Here is a 14,868-nt window from a genome sequence, read left to right as displayed (position 1 = left end):
TCGCGGGCCCCCGGTCCGCCACATGACGAGACAGGAGAAGATCCATCATGACCGAGCTGATGCCGGCGGCGCCCGAGGTGGGCACCGTCCACAGCCTCGATGAACACCGCGCCGCGAAAGAAGCCACCCCACCGAAGGTGAGCCTCGTCAAATCCACCCCGGCCACGGTGCCGGACACAGGGACGGCCGGTGCGGTCGAGGCGGTGGACCGTGCGGACAATCCGTTGGCCGACTGGCTGACCGTTCCTGATGCGCCGGTGCTTCCGGTGTGGGCGCGTTCGTGGCGTTCCATTCAGGCGAACGTGGCCGCGTTCGGCCGACTGTCGTGGTGGCACACCCGCTACCACGGCATCCGCGTCCCCAAGTACCTGATGAAGGCCGTTCTGTTGGCCGCTCGCGGGTTCTTCCGGGCGTGCAAGGGCATCTGGCCGACACTGTCGGCTCAGGACCACACGGCGACCGTGAAGGCGCTGCGGGCGCAGACCCGGGCACGTCCGGAGGATGTGGAGCTGGCCGCCCGGCACCAGGCCGCGCACGCCGCACGCACTGAAACGCGGCGCTGGCGCTTCGGTATCGCCGCTGTGGGGGTGGCCGCCGCCGCTATGGGTGTCTATCTGGCCGATCCGCTGTTGCAGACCGGTATCACCACGGCCGTCACCGTCCCGCTGGTCTACCTCGGGCGCGGGGAGGAGACGCGGCTGCTCGATCAGGGTGCCCCGCCGCTGAAGGTGGACATGTCCGCCCAGCAGCTCAATGACGCCCTGCGCGCCGCCGGTCTCCTCAAGAGCGGCAAGGGCGACGAAGAGGGGCCCAAGGTCACCTGTGTCATGGGCCCGGTGCGTGACGGTCGTGGCTGGGCGGTGGTCTTCGACCTCCCGCGCGGCGGGGGCAAGACCGCCTCCGATGTGCTGGCCAAGCGGGAAGTCCTCGCCCAGGAACTCGGGGTGGACGAGATCCAGGTCATCATGTCCCGCGTGCGCGCCGCCAAGGGCGGCAACGCCGGCCGCGTCTCGATGTGGGTTGCGGACGACGACCCCTACCTGGCCGACCCCGTTCCCTCCCCGCTCGCGAACAAGGAGCGCTTCTCGATCTGGGACGCGGTGCCCTTCGGGCAGGACGCCCGCGGTAACCGCATCGACGTCCCCGTCATCTGGCAGTCGATGTTCTTCGGCGGACTCCCCCGCCGGGGCAAGACGTTCACGCAGCGTCTGATGACGGCGGCCGGGCTGCTCGATCCGTGGGTGCGGCACTACGTCGCCGACTTCAAGGGCGGGCAGGACTGGATGGGCATGCGGCACGTCGCCCACCGGCTCGTGCTCGGTGCCGAGGAAGACGCCATCGAGGCGTTCAAGGCGGTGCTCAAAGAGCTGCTGGTGGAGATGGAACGCCGCTTCGCGCTCTTCCGTGGCCTGCCCACCTCCATCTGTCCCGAGGGCAAGCTCACTCCGCAGATCATCGAGAAGTACCGGATGCCGTTCATCTTCCTGACCGTCGATGAGCTGCAAGAAGCCTTCCTTGCCATGGACGACCGGGAACGGGAAGAGGTCGTTGACGACCTCGGGCGTATCGCGCGGCGCGGCCCGGCCGCCGGGTTCATCTCCAACTACGCCTCCCAGCGGCCGGACGCGAAGTCCGTGCCGACGAAGCTGCGGGAGATCATCACCATCCGGTGCTGCACCCAGGTCACCGACAAGACCAGCTCGGACATGGTTCTCGGCTCAGGCAAGGCCGCCATGGGCGCTGATGCCTCGCTGCTGTCGGAGGAGCACAAGGGCGTGACGGTGCTGGTCACCGGGCCTGCCTCGTACGCCACGGTCAAGAACGACATGCTGACCACGGCCGAGTTCAACGCGCTGTGCCTCAAGGGCCGGGCGCTGCGCGAACCGCTCGGGCAGATCAGCGGTGACGCGGCCGGAGACGTGACGGCCGCCGCCGACCAGGCCGGGGTCGTCATCGCTCCGGTGCTCTCGGACTGCCTGGACGTGATGCGGCACTCCGACCGCATGCACACTGCCGACCTGCTCAACCGGCTCGTGAACACAGATGAGGACCGGTACGGCGACTGGGACGCGGACAAGCTCGCCGCCGAACTCGAAGCGGCCGGCGTGGAACGCACCAGCAAGCAGGTCAAGATCTCCGGCGTCAACCGCGCCGGATACCGCCGCTCCGACCTCGAAGCCGCCGTACCCGAGGAACTGCTTCTCGCCGCCCGCGAGACCCCGCCGGCGACCCCGGTAGAGGCCACCCCCGCTACCTGACCCCCTACCCGAACCCCTTCGACGGGGGTCTACCCGCACCCCTCGCGTAGCGGGGGAGCACTACCCCGGTAGAACCCCCGGTAGAGGGGCCCTGACCTGCGAAGTAGTGCCACGTAGAGGGGGTACGGCGGCCCCAGCCTGCACCCCTCTCCAACCCTCTTTCCACACACGACAGGGGCGGCCCCACTCACGCCAATGACCGAGGCCGTCCCTGCTCTCCAGTCCTCAACAGACCAATGGAGGTCCCCAGCATGACCCAACCCACCGACATCCGGCGAGCGCGCATCAGGCCGCACCTGCTGGATCTGTTCTGCTGCGCCGGCGGCGCCGCCACCGGCTACGACCGCGCCGGGTTCGAGGTCCACGGCATCGACATCGCCCCACGCCCGAACTACCCGTTCGCTTTCCGCCGTGCCGAGGCCCTCGAACACCTCGCCGCGCTGATCGCCTCGGGCGAGATTCGCCGCTACGCCATCGTGCACGCCTCCCCGCCGTGCCAGCACGGGTGCGCGCTCACGGTCGGCACCAACGCCTCTCGCGGCTGGGGACGCACCCACACCCAGCTCATCCCCGCCCTCCGCGAGCTGCTGGACGCCTCCGGAGTGCCGTACGTGATCGAGCAGCCGGGCGGCCGCGCCCCCGTGCGGCGGGATCTGTCACTGTGCGGGGAGATGTTCGGGCTGGGGGTGCTGCGGCACCGCAACTTCGAACTGGGCGGCTGGACCGCTGTGCAGCCGGCGCACCGGCCGCACCGGGGCAGGGTGCGCGGCTGGCGCCACGGCGAGTTCCACGACGGGCCGTATGTGGCCGCCTACGGCTCCGGCGGCGGGAAAGCCACCGTTGCCGAGATGCAGGCCGCGATGGGCATCGACTGGACGGAGGTGCGCGAGGAGCTGACCGAGGCCATCCCGCCCGCCTACACACAGTGGCTCGGGTCCGCCTTCCTCAGCTCCTCCTGGGAGCTCCCGGCAAGCGTGGGGGCGGCGGCGTGAGGTTCTATCTGACCACGCACAAGAAGCACTGGCTGCGCGAGACCACAGTGCCGTTGTTCTTGAAGTCGGAGCACCTGCGCAACTGCATCAAGCCTTTGCGTGCCAGCGGCCCCTATGCCGTGGATTCCGGGGGGTTCAGTGAGCTTCAGCGCTACGGGCGCTGGACACGCACTCCCCACCAGTACGTGGAGGATCTGCGTCGTATCTGGGAGCACGTGGGCCCTTATGAGTGGGCCGCTGGTCAGGATTGGATGTGTGAAGACCTCATCATCCACGGCGGACAGGTCGGACCGCTCACCTTTGTCGGCACGCACCTGAGCGTCGCGGAGCACCAGGCCCGCACAGTGCGCAACTTCCTGGATCTGCGGTCCCTGGCTCCCGAACTGCGGATCATCCCCACCCTTCAGGGGGGAAGCGTTGCGGAGTACCACGCGTGCGCGGACCTGTATGAGAGCTCTGGCGTGAACCTGCGTCGTGAACCGGTCGTGGGCCTGGGGTCGGTGTGCCGCTTGCAGTCCACTCGGCAGGGCGCGGAGATCGTGACCGCGATGGCCGCACGTGGCTACCGACTGCACGGCTTCGGCTTCAAGACCCTCGGTCTGGAACGCGTCGGCGACCTGCTGGCTTCCGCTGACTCGATGGCCTGGAGCTCCCACGCACGCCGCCGCGAGCCCATCCCCGGCCACACGCACAAGAACTGCGCCAACTGCCTGCCCTACGCGCTGGCCTGGCGCACACGGATGCTCGCCAAGCTCCCCACCTGGCACCAGACCACCCTCGAAGGGAGGACCGCCGCGTGAACCCGGAACTTCTGAGCGCTGCTCTGGAGACGGCGGAACGAGGCTGGCCCGTCATCCCCCTCCGGCCCGGAGGCAAGCGCCCGGCCGGACACCGGGAGGACCGCTGCCCCGGCACCGGCCGCTGCACCGACGGGCACGTGACGCCCGAGCAGCGCGCCACCACCGACCCCGAGCTCATCCGCACCGCGTGGGGACAGCGGTCGTACAACGTCGGGATCGCGACCGGTCCCGCCGGGCTGCTGGTGGTCGACCTTGACACGCTCAAGCCGAAGGACGAGAAAGGAGCGCCTGACGGCGCAACCGCCTTTGAGGCGCTCTGCGAGCGCGCCGGGCAGCCGGTGCCCCACACCCGCCGCGTGCGGACACCCAGCGGCGGGGAGCATCTGTACTTCACCGCCCCGCCCGGCGAGCGGCTGAAGTCCAGCGCCGGCCGTCTGGCCAAGCGCATCGACACCCGCGCATGGGGTGGCTACGTCGTTGCCCCCGGCAGCACCACCCCGGGCGGCACCTACCAACTCACCGACCCCGCGCCCGTCGCACCACTGCCCCTCTGGCTCGCGGAGATGCTGCGTGAGCAGCGCCCGCCGGCCCCGGTGGTGCTCGCGCCGCCGCGGGATGCCACGCGGGTGGCGCGGGTGGCGCTGGAGAGGGAGACGGCCCGCATCACAGCCGCGTGCGAGGGCGTCCGGGAACACACGCTGTTCACCGCCGCGCGCGCCATGGGGCGCTTCGTGGCGTGGGGCGACATCCCCCGACATGAGGTCGAGACGGCTTTTCAGGCGGGGGGAGAGTCGGCCGGACTCACCGCCGCCGAGTGCCGCTCCACCCTGCGCAGCGCCCTGAACTGGTCCATCCGCAACGCCCGGCCCCGGGAGAGCGCATGAGTACCCCCGACTCCCCCCGCCTGAAAAGCATCCCCACCACCGACCAGCCCAGCACCGCCGAACCGACCCCGACTCGGGACGGCCGTGGGGCGCCGAAGAACGTCGCCCGTCAGGGCGCCCTTTCAGCACTTCGCCCTGACCCGCACCCGAGCAGCATGCGGCACCCGGTGGCCTGGCTGACCATCACCGCGCCCGGCCGCGGAGCCATCCCCACCGGCACGTCGTGGTGTGCGTGCGGAAGGAACCGCAGCGCCGTCGGCCACCGGAAAGTCGCGGCGCTGGCCGAGGCGCACGCCGCACACCGCACCACCTGCCCGCTCCGTGCTCCCCAGGAAGGGAGGGCCGCCGCATGACCGAGGACACCGACGGCGCCACGCTGCTCGAAGAGGTCGAGCGCTTCCACCGGCGCTTCAACGTCTTCCCCCACGAGTCGGCCTACGTCGCCGTGGCGCTGTGGGACGCGCACGCGCACCTGCTGGAGTGCTTCGACTCCACACCCCGCCTCGCGTTCCTCTCCCCGGAACCCGGGAGCGGCAAGAGCAGGGCGTTGGAGATCGTGGAAACGCTGGTGCCGCACCCCATGGTCGCGGTCAACGCCAGCGCCGCCGCACTCTTCCGCGCCGTCTCCGGCCTGGAGGGGCGGCCCACGATCCTCTTCGACGAGATCGATACCGTCTTCGGCCCCAAAGCCGGAGACAACGAGGAGTTGCGCGGCTTCCTGAACGCCGGACACCGCCGTACCGGGGTCACCTACCGCTGCGTTGCAGAGGGGGACACACAGAAGGTCGTGGCCTTCCCCTCGTACTGCGCCGTGGCCGTGGCCGGTCTCGGCTCGCTGCCGGACACGATCCTGACCCGCAGCGTCATCATCCGCATGCGCCGGCGAGCCAGGAACGAGAAGGCCGAACCCTTCCGCGCCCGCATCCACGAGACAGAAGGCCACCAGTTGCGGGACCGGCTCGCGCAGTGGGCCGACACCGTACGCGAGCAGGTGGCGCAGACCTGGCCCACGATGCCCGAAGAGGTCACCGACCGGCCCGCGGACGTGTGGGAACCGCTCATCGCGGTGGCCGACGCGGCAGGGGGCGACTGGCCCAAGCGCGCCCGGGAGGCGTGCGTGGAACTGGTCAACGCGGCCAAGGCCAACGACAAGGGCAGCACCGGCATCCGGCTCCTGTGCGACCTGCGCGACCACGTGTTCAACGGCATCGACCGCCTGCCCACCGTCGCCATCCTCGACCGGCTGCTGGCCCTGGACGACGCGCCATGGGCCGACATGGGCGGCAAGCCGCTCAACGCCCGCGGGCTCTCGAAGATGCTGCGGGAGTACATGACGGCGGACAACACCCCCATCGTCGCCCGCAACATCAAGACCGGCGGCGGGGTCCTCAAGGGCTTCTACGCGTGCGATCTGCACGACGCCTGGGAGCGGTACTGCCCCCCACCCCCTGAGAATCCGCTACTTCCGCTACCGCCGCTACCGCCCAGCTCAGAGAGCTGAAAAAGGTAGCGGCAAGCCCCGATTCATCCGCTACCGCACACCACATTGCCGCTACCTGCCCACCACTGCGCGGTGGGCTGGCGGCGGCCCCAATCCGCTACCGCTACCCCAATCCGCTACCTGATCAAGGCTCTGACTTGCGAGGTAGCGGAGGTAGCGGAAGTAGCGGACCTGAGAGGGAGGCCCGACTGGGGCCACGGCTGCCCAGGAGGCACCACCTGATGAACAGCACACCGGTCACCACCCCCGAAGCACTCAAGGTCCCCGAGGTCATGCGTGCCCTGCGGCTCAGCCGTAGCAAGGTCTACGACCTCATCCGCTCCGGCGCCCTGCCCAGCTACACCGAGGGCCGCGCCCGACGCATCCCCGCCGAATCGCTCCGCACCTACATGTCCAACAAGCTCAAGGAGGCCGCCTGATGGCCAAGCGTGCCAACGGCGACGGCAGCATCAGCCAGCGCAAGAACGGCTCATACGAGGGCCGCGTTTACGTGACGACGACATCCGGCATTCGCAAGCGCGTCTCGGTTTACGGAAAGACTCGGGACGAAGTGCGAGAGAAGATCACTCGACTCCAGGATCAGGAGAACCAGGGCATCCCAATGCCGGACACCAACATGAGGCTGGATGAGTACCTGACGTACTGGCTCGCCCGCGTCGTCAAGGTCAACCGGCGCCCGAAGACGTACCAGGGGTACGAGAGCGTGGTCCGGGTGCACCTCGTGCCCGGCCTCGGGCGGAAGAAGATCCGTACGCTCCGCGCCGCCGAGGTCCGCACCTGGCTCGCCCGCGTCACGTCCGAGTGCCAGTGCTGTAAGCACGGGTGGGATGAGGAGCGTCCCGAGCCGGAGTGCTGCGCCGCGGCGGGGGAGTGCTGCCAGTCGCTTCTGTCCCGCCGCATGGTGCAGTCCATCCACGCTGTACTGCGGAACGCCCTTCAGAACGCCGTTCGGGAGGAGCTGATCGTGCGGAACGTCGCCCAGCTGGTACAGGTCACCACACCCTCGTACGACACGGGGAAGGGCCTCAGCGTCGCCGAGGCACGGCTTTTGCTCCGAGAGTCCGCCGACGACCGCTTGCACGCGCTGTACGTGCTCGCCCTGGTCTTGGGGATGCGCAGGGGTGAGCTGCTGGGGCTCCGCTGGGATGCCGTCGACCTCGACCGCGAGACGCTGATCGTGGAGCGGGCACTCCAGCGCGTCAACGGTGAGCTGACGTTGGTGGCGCCGAAGACGAAGACCTCTTTCCGCACGATTCCGCTCCCGCCGGTCGTGGTGAAGGCGCTCGCCGAGCACCGCGAGCGGCAGGCGCAGGAGCGGGCCACCGCCGGGATGGAGTGGAAGGAGCGTGGTCTCGTCTTCACGTCCCGCATCGGCACTCCGCTGGAGCCGGACAATCTCAGGAGGAGCTGGCACCCGCTCCGCAAGCGGCTCGGGCTGGAGATCCGGTTTCACGATCTCCGGCACTCGGCCGTCTCGCTCCTGCTGGACCTCGGGGTGCCGCCGCACATCGTCCGGCAGATCGTCGGTCACAGCGACATCGGGGTGACCATGAAGGTCTACGCCCATGCGTCGCTGGACGAGCAGCGAAAGGCGCTCCGGAAGCTGGGGGACACCCTCTCCTGAGAGCCGTTGGCGTACGGGTGGGCGTATCCGGCACGAAAACGGCCCCGCCGAAGATCTTCGGTGGGGCCGTATGCCCTGTTCAGGGCGGTGGTGGCTGGGGCCGGGGTCGAACCGGCGACCTTCCGCTTTTCAGGCGGACGCTCGTACCAACTGAGCTACCCAGCCGCAGCGGTCCTGACGGGATTTGAACCCGCGGCCTCCACCTTGACAGGGTGGCGAGCACTCCAAACTGCTCCACAGGACCAAGCGTTTGTGCGAGCTACAGTCTCGCACAGTGCGACGTGTGGTCCCAACCGTGTTTCCGGGGCTTGGAACGCTCCCCAGCTGGGGTGACGTCGCCGGAAAAGAGTAACAGACCCCGGGGGCTGCCCCGAACCGTCAGCGGTGGGCCGTGCTCCGTCCGGGGGTGCCCGCCCGCCATTCGCGGCCGATGGCCAGCAGCAACTGCTGGTACACGCCCAGATACCGGAACGGCTTGATCGCCGCCATGTACAGCGAGCCGGCGAACCCGTTCGGTTTCACGAGGACCGCCATCTGGCCGCGGTAGCCGCCGGGGGCCTTCGCGTCCTCGACCCAGCCGATGTGCATCACGGCGTGCACGGTGCGGTTGGCCATCTCGGCGGCCCACTCGTCGCGGGTGTGGTAGACGGACGTGAACGGCACGGGTACGCCCTTGAGGTCGGGGCCAGGAGGCTCCTGCCGCAGGTCGGCGGGGAGCCGGTCCCGCAGGGTCGGCACCCGGGTGCCCAGGCCGGCGTCGGGCCTGTCCCAGCCGAACAGCTTGCCGAGTCGCCAGCGGATGGCGAAGAGCAGGCGCGAGGGTGCGCTGGAGCGGTGCGCATCGGTGCCGTTCGCCATCTGGTCGACGAGGTGGGCGAGGTCGTCGGGGCCGCCCGGGGTCGGCATCCGCCATACGTCCTCGACGCGGAAGTCGGGTGCGAACTGGTGGATCCGCCAGGGGCGGGAGGTGTGCGCGGTGCGGGGAAGTCTCATGGTCGGCCCCTCTCCGTACGGGCCCGTCCTGTACGGCCCCGTATAAAGCCCAGGTTAGACCACGTTGTACGACACCGTATAGGGAATCGGCTGACCCATTCCGAGCGTCCGGCCAGGTGCGGACCGCCGGGAGCGCCTGGCGCGCGAGAAACCCCTGTTACCTGCGTTCGCGCAGGCGGCAGGGTTGATTGGGAAGGGCCGGCTGGAACCTGGGCCGCGCATGCCCCGTATCGGCCCGTCGGCACGAGAAGAAGCCCCTCCGGCCGCGTTTCCGCAGGTCAGAGGGGCGGGGAGAGGTGCCCCCAACGGGATTCGAACCCGAAATCGTCACCTCGCTGACCTGCGGGAATGCGGCGAAGCCGGATGAGTGGGGCCGTTTCGCTCCGCCCCGATCCGGCTGTGTCTCGCTCGATCCGGTACCCGTGCTGACGTGTCAGCACGACCCCGCGATCGTTGCTCGTGTAACTCCAGTCACGTCAAGCACATGGGGTGCGGGGAACCCCGGCAGGCCGCCCGAGCTGCACGGAGTAGCTTTCCGGCGCGTACCGGGTCCGCTACGTTGACTTCGGGGCAGCAGCGCGAACAGTGGAGGCGGCATGTCAGCGGGCGCAGCCGAGGGGCCTGAATTCCACCCCCCCGAGATGCTGAGCTGGGAAGAACTTCAGCAGCTTCCGGACGACGTCGCCGAGGGGATCGAGCTCTGGCAGGGCAGGGTCGCCTGGAACAGGCGCGGCCCGCTGGAGCATCAGCGTTTCGCCGTGCGCATGCGTAACGCGCTCGAGGACGCGGCCCGCCGCGCCATGAGGGGAGAGAGCAGCGGCAGGGACGAGCGCTGCTGGCAGGTCGAGGTGGAGACCAATGTCTTCTTCACGCCCGACAAGTCCAGCTTCCTCACCCCTGACTTCATGGTCCGCCGCTGTCTGCCCCGTGGAGCCGACACCTTCGCCACGGACACCGTCCTTGTGGGCGAGGTGCTCTCCGGCTCGGACACCCCCCGGCGCCGGCAGTGGAAGATGGACCGCTACGCGGAGGCGGCCATCCCCTGGTACTGGGAGATCGAGCTCGACTCGAGCGCGACCTGGGAGGTCACCTCCGTTCGGGCGTACGAGCTGGTCGCCATCGACCGGTCCGGGCTCGCCGTCAAGCCGCTGCGCCCCTCGGTGTACGTAGCCGTCGGCGAGTGGGAGCCGGACGGCCTCGGCATCGAGTTCCCCGAGCCCTTCGCCCTGAGTGTCCCCTGGGAAGACCTGGCGTTCTAGTAGTGCCGAGCCAGGTGGTGTCGTGGGGCTGCCCTGGAACCGTTCGCCGGGGGGCGACTACTTCAAGGGTGCAGAGGCTTGAGCGACCCCGGACGCACGCCAGCTTGCCCTGAAGGGCGCTCCGCAAGGCGTGCTTCAAGGTGCTGTCCGTTGCTGTTCGCTGGGCAACGGGCGATCATCGGCCTGTGGACTGGTCGGAGCGAGCTCGAGCTGCGGAGCGACTTCAGGATTGGGACGCAGCGATCGCGCTGGTGAGCACCCATGCCGAGTGCTTCTCCCACGATCCGGACAGGCACGACAATCATCTGTGGCACATGGATCTGCTGGTCCGAGCGGAACGGATTCCAGAACTTACGGAGCTCGCCCTCAGGGATCGCCACGCACTTCGGAGACTCAACAGGTCGCTTCGGGAGCGAGGTATGGAGTCCGCGCTGCGCGAGCGCGCCGAAGACGGTGACCGTGACGCCCTGTACGTCCTTGTCCGGCTGATGTGCGAGACGGAGCGGCGGCATGAAGCCCTGAAGGTGATCCAAGACATCGACCCGGAGAACAAGTACGCACACCAGATTGTGGCCAGTGATTGCTGGCCCTAGGTGTCCGGCTATGGCCTTCGCGCGAAGATGCCGGTGTCGACCTCGGTGAGGATGTCGAGCTTGACCAGGCGTTTCAGCTTTGCGCGGGTGCCTTCGACGTTCTTCGGCACCATCTCGGGGCCCGAGGCTTGGCAGACGGCCACATGGGCACTCTGCGTGTCCAGAACCACCAGGGCCGGGTCCTCTGATCGCCGGGCGCGTTCGCGGACCTGGCACCGCAGGAGTTCGTGGATGACATGGTCGGTCCCGTCGTCCCGCCATGCGGCGAAGTAGTAGGAGGTCGCGCTCTTCTGCGGCAGGTCATGCGGTAGGTAGGCCCACTGGCAGCCGGTTCGTCCCTGATACACGATCGCGTGTTCGTGTCAGCACCCTGGCGCTGACACGTCAGCACATGAGAAGCGAAAAAACCCTCCTGGCCGCGTTTCCGCAGTTCAGGAGGGTCTTCATGGGTGCCCCCAACGGGATTCGAACCCGTGCTACCGCCTTGAAAGGGCGGCGTCCTGGGCCACTAGACGATGAGGGCGAAACCGCCGACTGTGCGCCTGAACAGCGCTCCAGCAAGCTCGGGCAGCATATGGGATGCACGGACCGTTCGCCAAAACATATGCCGGGCCCGGACGGCGCTGTGCCGGGCGGTTCGCCGTGCCGCACCGCACGGTCGGCGAGCCGGCCGCCCGCCCCGCCCTGCCCGTCCCGCTCGCCCAGCGGCCGGTCAGCGGCCGGTTGCCGGGCTGGTGCCGGTGGGGCTCGGCGCGGAGGGCGACGGGGACGGCGAGGAGCCTGGTTCGATCTCCTCCGGCAGGTGGCGGGACACCTCCGCCTTGGACAGTCCCAGGCCGCCCAGGTCGATCTCGTCCCACGCCTGGAGCCGCTTGCTGTCCCGGTCCAGGTAGAGCACCGACGCCTGCACCTTGTCCGGCGTCTCGCCCTCGACAGCGCGCAGTCCGCTGCCTCCCGTGGAGCCCTCGATCATCAGCCGGGTGTCGCGCGGCAGTACCCGCGTGCTGCGGTTGTGGGTGTGCCCGGCGAGGGCGAGCGGGACGAGGCCGTCGGTCTGCTCGGCCAGCACCGGGTTGTGGCCCACGGCTATGTCCACGGGGGAGCCGGCGGCCCGCTGGGAGCGCAGCGCGGCGGCGAGCCTGCGGCCCTCCGCCCGCTCCGCCGGGTCGCCCTCGGCGGCGACCGAGCGGTCCGGGGTGAACTGCGGGTCACCCCAGCCGGCTATTCGCAGCCCGGCGACGTCGACCGGTTCGCCCCCGTCCAGTACGTGCACCTTCGACGGGGACGTGCCCGCCAGTTCTTCCATGGCCTGCTGGGTGGTCTTCGAGTCGTGGTTGCCGCGGACCCACATGTACGGGGCGCCGAGGTCCGGTATGGGCTCCAGAAAGCCGTTCTCGGGGGCCGTGCCGTGGTCCATGGTGTCGCCGGTGTCGATGATCACGTCGATCTTGTACTGCTCGACCAGCGAGCGGACGATGTGCCAGGCGGCGGGGTTGAGGTGGATGTCCGAGACGTGCAGAACCCGGGTGGTCGACGGGTCCGGCTGGTAGGCGGGGAGGGTGGAGGCCGCGTCGTAGAGCTTGGTGACGTTGGTGACCAGACGTGCCAGCTCCTGCTGGTAGACGTCGAACTCGGTGGCGATGCTGCGGGCGTTGCCCACCACCGACGGTGCGCTCGCCAGCAGCCCGGAGAACTTCGGCTCGAGCACCGATTTCGGGTTCCAGGTGAGCGCCGCGGTCGCGCCGCAGGCCACCAGCAGCGCGAGGGAGAGTCCGCCTGCCGCGAGGGCCCGGCGGGGCCTGCGGTAGACGGCGAGGGCCAGTGCGCAGGAGCCGGTCAGCACCGCGACAGCCGAGCGTACGCCGAGGTCGAGTGCGCCCGAGCGGACGTCGTCCGAGATCTCGTCCCGCAGGCCCTCGATCCGCTCGGGGTGGTCCACCAGGGCGGAGGCGCGCTCCTGGTCGAGCTCGTCGACATCGACGTCCAGCCGCAGCGGTGCCGTGTGGCTGTCCAGCGTCAGCGCTCCCAGCGGCGCGACGTTGATCTTGGTGCCGCCGCTGACGGAGGGGCGCAGCGTCATCGTCGTGTCGACGGGGCCCACCGGTTCCCGCACGCTGCCCACGGCGAGCAGCCCCAGCCAGGCCCCCAGCAGCGTCACGAGTACCAGTCCCGCGGCACGCCGGTAGGGGCGCCGGGTGGTGGTGGCGAACCGGTGGGCGAGCCGGTCGGCGACCTGTCTGAACCGGTCCCTCGCGATCCGCGACGGTCTGTCGGCAACGCTGGCCATGTGGGCGCGTATGCCCCTTGTGCGGCGCCCTATGCCGGGAGGCGCCGGTCGTTCCACGGCTCGGGGCGCGCCGGTCGTTCCCCGTCCTGGCACGCGTGCGGCGGCGCCCTGGGACGCGTGCGGCGGCCGGCGGCCGGTGCCGCCCTTGACCGTCGGCCGCTCCGCAGACCGGCCGACTGCGGGACCGGGTTCCGCGAGAATCCGGTACGTGTGCTGCTGCCCGGGCGGGGTCGCGGGTCGACAATGGTCACGTGCTGGAGATGACGCGTGAGGAGTTCGAGGAGCTGGTGGCAGAAGCCCTCGACCGGATACCGCCTGAACTGACCAGGCTCATGGACAACGTCGCGGTGTTCGTGGAGGACGAGCCTCCGGCGGACGAGCCCGAGCTGCTCGGGCTCTACGAGGGGACGCCGCTGACCGAACGCGGCGAGTGGTACGCGGGGGTCCTGCCCGACCGCATCACGGTCTACCGGGGGCCGACCCTGCGCATGGTCGAACGGGAATCCGCCACCGACGGCGGCCGGGACACCGAGGGCACCGGAGGCACCGGAGGAGGCGGCCACGAAGCCGGGAACGGCCCGAAGGACCGGGAGAACCGGGAGAGCCGGGACGGCCGGGAGGGGGTCGTGGAGGAGGTCGAGATCACCGTCGTCCATGAGATCGCGCACCACTTCGGCATCGACGACGACCGCCTGCACGCCCTCGGCTACGGCTGAGATCACATGGGGCGGGGGCGAGGGGGCGCGGCCCGGTGCGCGGCGCCCGGTGCGGCGCTCGGCGGTCATGCGTGCGCCGTGCGGAGCGCCGTGCGCGTCGCGCGGCGTGACCTGTTGGGGTGATGGGGAGTTGGGCACGGCACTCGCCTGTAGTCCCGCGCAGGAGGTCCCGCCGTGCGCCGAGCCCGTTCCGCCGTGCCCAGTCCCACCGTCGTCGCACGGACGACCGCGGGTGCCCTGATACTCGCGGCGGTTTCCACCCTCACCGGCTGTATGACGGTGCAGGGCGCCGACGACGCGGGCGAGGGCACCGTACCGGTGGGCAGCAGGGCCGACGACGACAGCGGGGCGACCGAGCCGGAGGGCGGGCTGGACGGTACCGCCTACCGGAGGGGCCACACCCGCGGCGGGGCGCACGGCGGCGCCGACGGGCGCAAGGACCGGAAGCACGAGCGGGACAAGAAGGGCAAGGACGCGAAGCGCGGCGAGCAGGACGACGAAGAGCGCTCCGAGGGCCGGGACGGCTCGGACGGGGACGGTTCGGGCGAGGACACCGGGTCCTCCAGGGGCTCGGGTGCGTCGGGCTCGTCGTCGGGCAGCGGCGGGACCCGTCCCGGGCCCGGTCCGACCGGGGGCCACGACGGTTCGGGCGGGGCCGGAGGCGGCCACGACGGCGGTTCCGGCACGCCGACCGATTCGCCCACCCCGACGCCGACCGAGCCGGATCCGGAGCCCTCGCCGACCCGGACCACTGCCTCGCCCAGCGGAGGCTCCGACACCTTCGCCCGCCGGGTCCAGCCCAGTCCGGCCTGAGCCGGGTGGGGCGTGCGTGCCGTGGTGCGCCCGGTCGGGCGGAGGCCCGCGGGTGTGGACGCCTGTCGCCGGCAGCGGTCCGCGCGCGGCCGGCAGCGGTCCGCGGCGCCCGGAGGGAGGATGGTGGCCAGGGGCTCGTTTGCGTGTT

At 70.1% G+C, this 14,868-nt stretch carries 13 protein-coding genes, 3 tRNA genes and 1 pseudogene; 11 read left to right on the top strand and 6 right to left on the bottom strand.

From position 1 onward, the window contains the following. The first annotated feature begins 47 nt into the window (after positions 1-47). From P2424_RS29405 to P2424_RS29375, 7 genes are all read left to right on the top strand, one after another. The gene (locus tag P2424_RS29405; protein WP_276478685.1) at positions 48-2,258 is read left to right on the top strand and encodes a DUF3631 domain-containing protein; all 2,211 of its coding nucleotides are present in this window, start codon (positions 48-50) and stop codon (positions 2,256-2,258) included. Positions 2,259-2,509: 251 nt separating this feature from the next. After that, positions 2,510-3,250, top strand: coding sequence for a DNA methylase (locus P2424_RS29400; protein WP_276478684.1), 741 nt, complete (start codon positions 2,510-2,512; stop codon positions 3,248-3,250). Further along, entirely contained in the window at positions 3,247-4,050 is an 804-nt protein-coding gene (locus P2424_RS29395) for a hypothetical protein (protein WP_276478683.1), read from the top strand. The genes P2424_RS29400 and P2424_RS29395 overlap by 4 nt, the downstream gene beginning before the upstream one ends. Beyond that, complete coding sequence (locus P2424_RS29390) at positions 4,047-4,934, top strand: bifunctional DNA primase/polymerase (protein WP_276478681.1); 888 nt, start codon at positions 4,047-4,049, stop codon at positions 4,932-4,934. The genes P2424_RS29395 and P2424_RS29390 overlap by 4 nt, the downstream gene beginning before the upstream one ends. Positions 4,935-5,283: 349 nt before the next feature. Further along, positions 5,284-6,435 (top strand): DUF3631 domain-containing protein, encoded by a 1,152-nt coding sequence (locus tag P2424_RS29385; RefSeq protein ID WP_276478679.1) that lies wholly within the window; start codon positions 5,284-5,286, stop codon positions 6,433-6,435. A gap of 221 nt (positions 6,436-6,656) precedes the next feature. Further along, positions 6,657-6,854, top strand: coding sequence for a helix-turn-helix domain-containing protein (locus P2424_RS29380; RefSeq protein WP_027760645.1), 198 nt, complete (start codon positions 6,657-6,659; stop codon positions 6,852-6,854). After that, positions 6,854-8,059 carry a site-specific integrase gene (locus P2424_RS29375; protein WP_276478678.1) on the top strand — a complete coding sequence of 402 codons (1,206 nt, stop codon included), beginning with the start codon at positions 6,854-6,856 and terminating at the stop codon, positions 8,057-8,059. Before P2424_RS29380 ends, P2424_RS29375 begins: the two co-directional genes overlap by 1 nt. An 88-nt stretch (positions 8,060-8,147) precedes the next feature. Here P2424_RS29375 and P2424_RS29370 read toward each other — a convergent pair. The 3 genes from P2424_RS29370 to P2424_RS29360 form a co-directional block, all read right to left on the bottom strand. Next, a tRNA-Phe gene (locus tag P2424_RS29370) sits at positions 8,148-8,224 on the bottom strand. Between the two features lie 4 nt (positions 8,225-8,228). Beyond that, positions 8,229-8,303, bottom strand: a tRNA-Asp gene (locus tag P2424_RS29365). A gap of 134 nt (positions 8,304-8,437) precedes the next feature. After that, the gene (locus P2424_RS29360; RefSeq protein WP_276478677.1) at positions 8,438-9,052 is read right to left on the bottom strand and encodes a DUF2867 domain-containing protein; all 615 of its coding nucleotides are present in this window, start codon (positions 9,050-9,052) and stop codon (positions 8,438-8,440) included. A gap of 596 nt (positions 9,053-9,648) precedes the next feature. On the opposite strand from P2424_RS29360, the gene P2424_RS29355 reads away from it, so the two are divergent. Continuing rightward, positions 9,649-10,311 (top strand): Uma2 family endonuclease, encoded by a 663-nt coding sequence (locus P2424_RS29355; protein ID WP_276478676.1) that lies wholly within the window; start codon positions 9,649-9,651, stop codon positions 10,309-10,311. A gap of 185 nt (positions 10,312-10,496) precedes the next feature. Continuing rightward, a complete protein-coding gene (locus P2424_RS29350; protein ID WP_276478675.1) occupies positions 10,497-10,904 on the top strand; it encodes a hypothetical protein in 408 nt (135 codons plus the stop codon). Between the two features lie 137 nt (positions 10,905-11,041). Here P2424_RS29350 and P2424_RS31065 read toward each other — a convergent pair. From P2424_RS31065 to P2424_RS29335, 3 genes and pseudogenes are all read right to left on the bottom strand, one after another. Continuing rightward, a pseudogene (locus P2424_RS31065) lies at positions 11,042-11,260 on the bottom strand (transposase); the annotation flags it as partial. A gap of 94 nt (positions 11,261-11,354) precedes the next feature. Beyond that, a tRNA-Glu gene (locus tag P2424_RS29340) sits at positions 11,355-11,427 on the bottom strand. 189 nt (positions 11,428-11,616) lie between these two features. Then, positions 11,617-13,191: a metallophosphoesterase gene (locus tag P2424_RS29335; protein WP_276478673.1), complete on the bottom strand. Its 1,575-nt coding sequence runs from the start codon at positions 13,189-13,191 to the stop codon at positions 11,617-11,619. A 260-nt stretch (positions 13,192-13,451) separates the two neighbouring features. On the opposite strand from P2424_RS29335, the gene P2424_RS29330 reads away from it, so the two are divergent. Both P2424_RS29330 and P2424_RS29325 read left to right on the top strand, forming a co-directional pair. After that, on the top strand, positions 13,452-13,907 hold the full coding sequence (locus tag P2424_RS29330) for a metallopeptidase family protein (RefSeq protein WP_276479178.1): 456 nt from the start codon (positions 13,452-13,454) through the stop codon (positions 13,905-13,907). 174 nt (positions 13,908-14,081) lie between these two features. Then, positions 14,082-14,720: a hypothetical protein gene (locus P2424_RS29325; protein ID WP_276478672.1), complete on the top strand. Its 639-nt coding sequence runs from the start codon at positions 14,082-14,084 to the stop codon at positions 14,718-14,720. Positions 14,721-14,868 lie beyond the last annotated feature (148 nt).

This window comes from Streptomyces sp. WMMB303, from assembly GCF_029351045.1.
Taxonomy (GTDB): Bacteria; Actinomycetota; Actinomycetes; order Streptomycetales; family Streptomycetaceae; genus Streptomyces.
This window is presented reverse-complemented; position numbering and strand designations above follow the sequence as displayed.

Excerpts from the sequence above, each read along its gene's own strand:
- P2424_RS29380 (WP_027760645.1), top strand. The coding sequence starts at position 6,657 with ATGAACAGCACACCGGTCACCACCCCCGAAGCACTCAAGGTCCCCGAG.
- P2424_RS29405 (WP_276478685.1), top strand. The coding sequence starts at position 48 with ATGACCGAGCTGATGCCGGCGGCGCCCGAGGTGGGCACCGTCCACAGC.
- P2424_RS29355 (WP_276478676.1), top strand. The coding sequence starts at position 9,649 with ATGTCAGCGGGCGCAGCCGAGGGGCCTGAATTCCACCCCCCCGAGATG.
- P2424_RS29375 (WP_276478678.1), top strand. The coding sequence starts at position 6,854 with ATGGCCAAGCGTGCCAACGGCGACGGCAGCATCAGCCAGCGCAAGAAC.
- P2424_RS29335 (WP_276478673.1), bottom strand. The coding sequence starts at position 13,191 with ATGGCCAGCGTTGCCGACAGACCGTCGCGGATCGCGAGGGACCGGTTC.
- P2424_RS29330 (WP_276479178.1), top strand. The coding sequence starts at position 13,452 with ATGACGCGTGAGGAGTTCGAGGAGCTGGTGGCAGAAGCCCTCGACCGG.
- P2424_RS29360 (WP_276478677.1), bottom strand. The coding sequence starts at position 9,052 with ATGAGACTTCCCCGCACCGCGCACACCTCCCGCCCCTGGCGGATCCAC.
- P2424_RS29400 (WP_276478684.1), top strand. The coding sequence starts at position 2,510 with ATGACCCAACCCACCGACATCCGGCGAGCGCGCATCAGGCCGCACCTG.
- P2424_RS29385 (WP_276478679.1), top strand. The coding sequence starts at position 5,284 with ATGACCGAGGACACCGACGGCGCCACGCTGCTCGAAGAGGTCGAGCGC.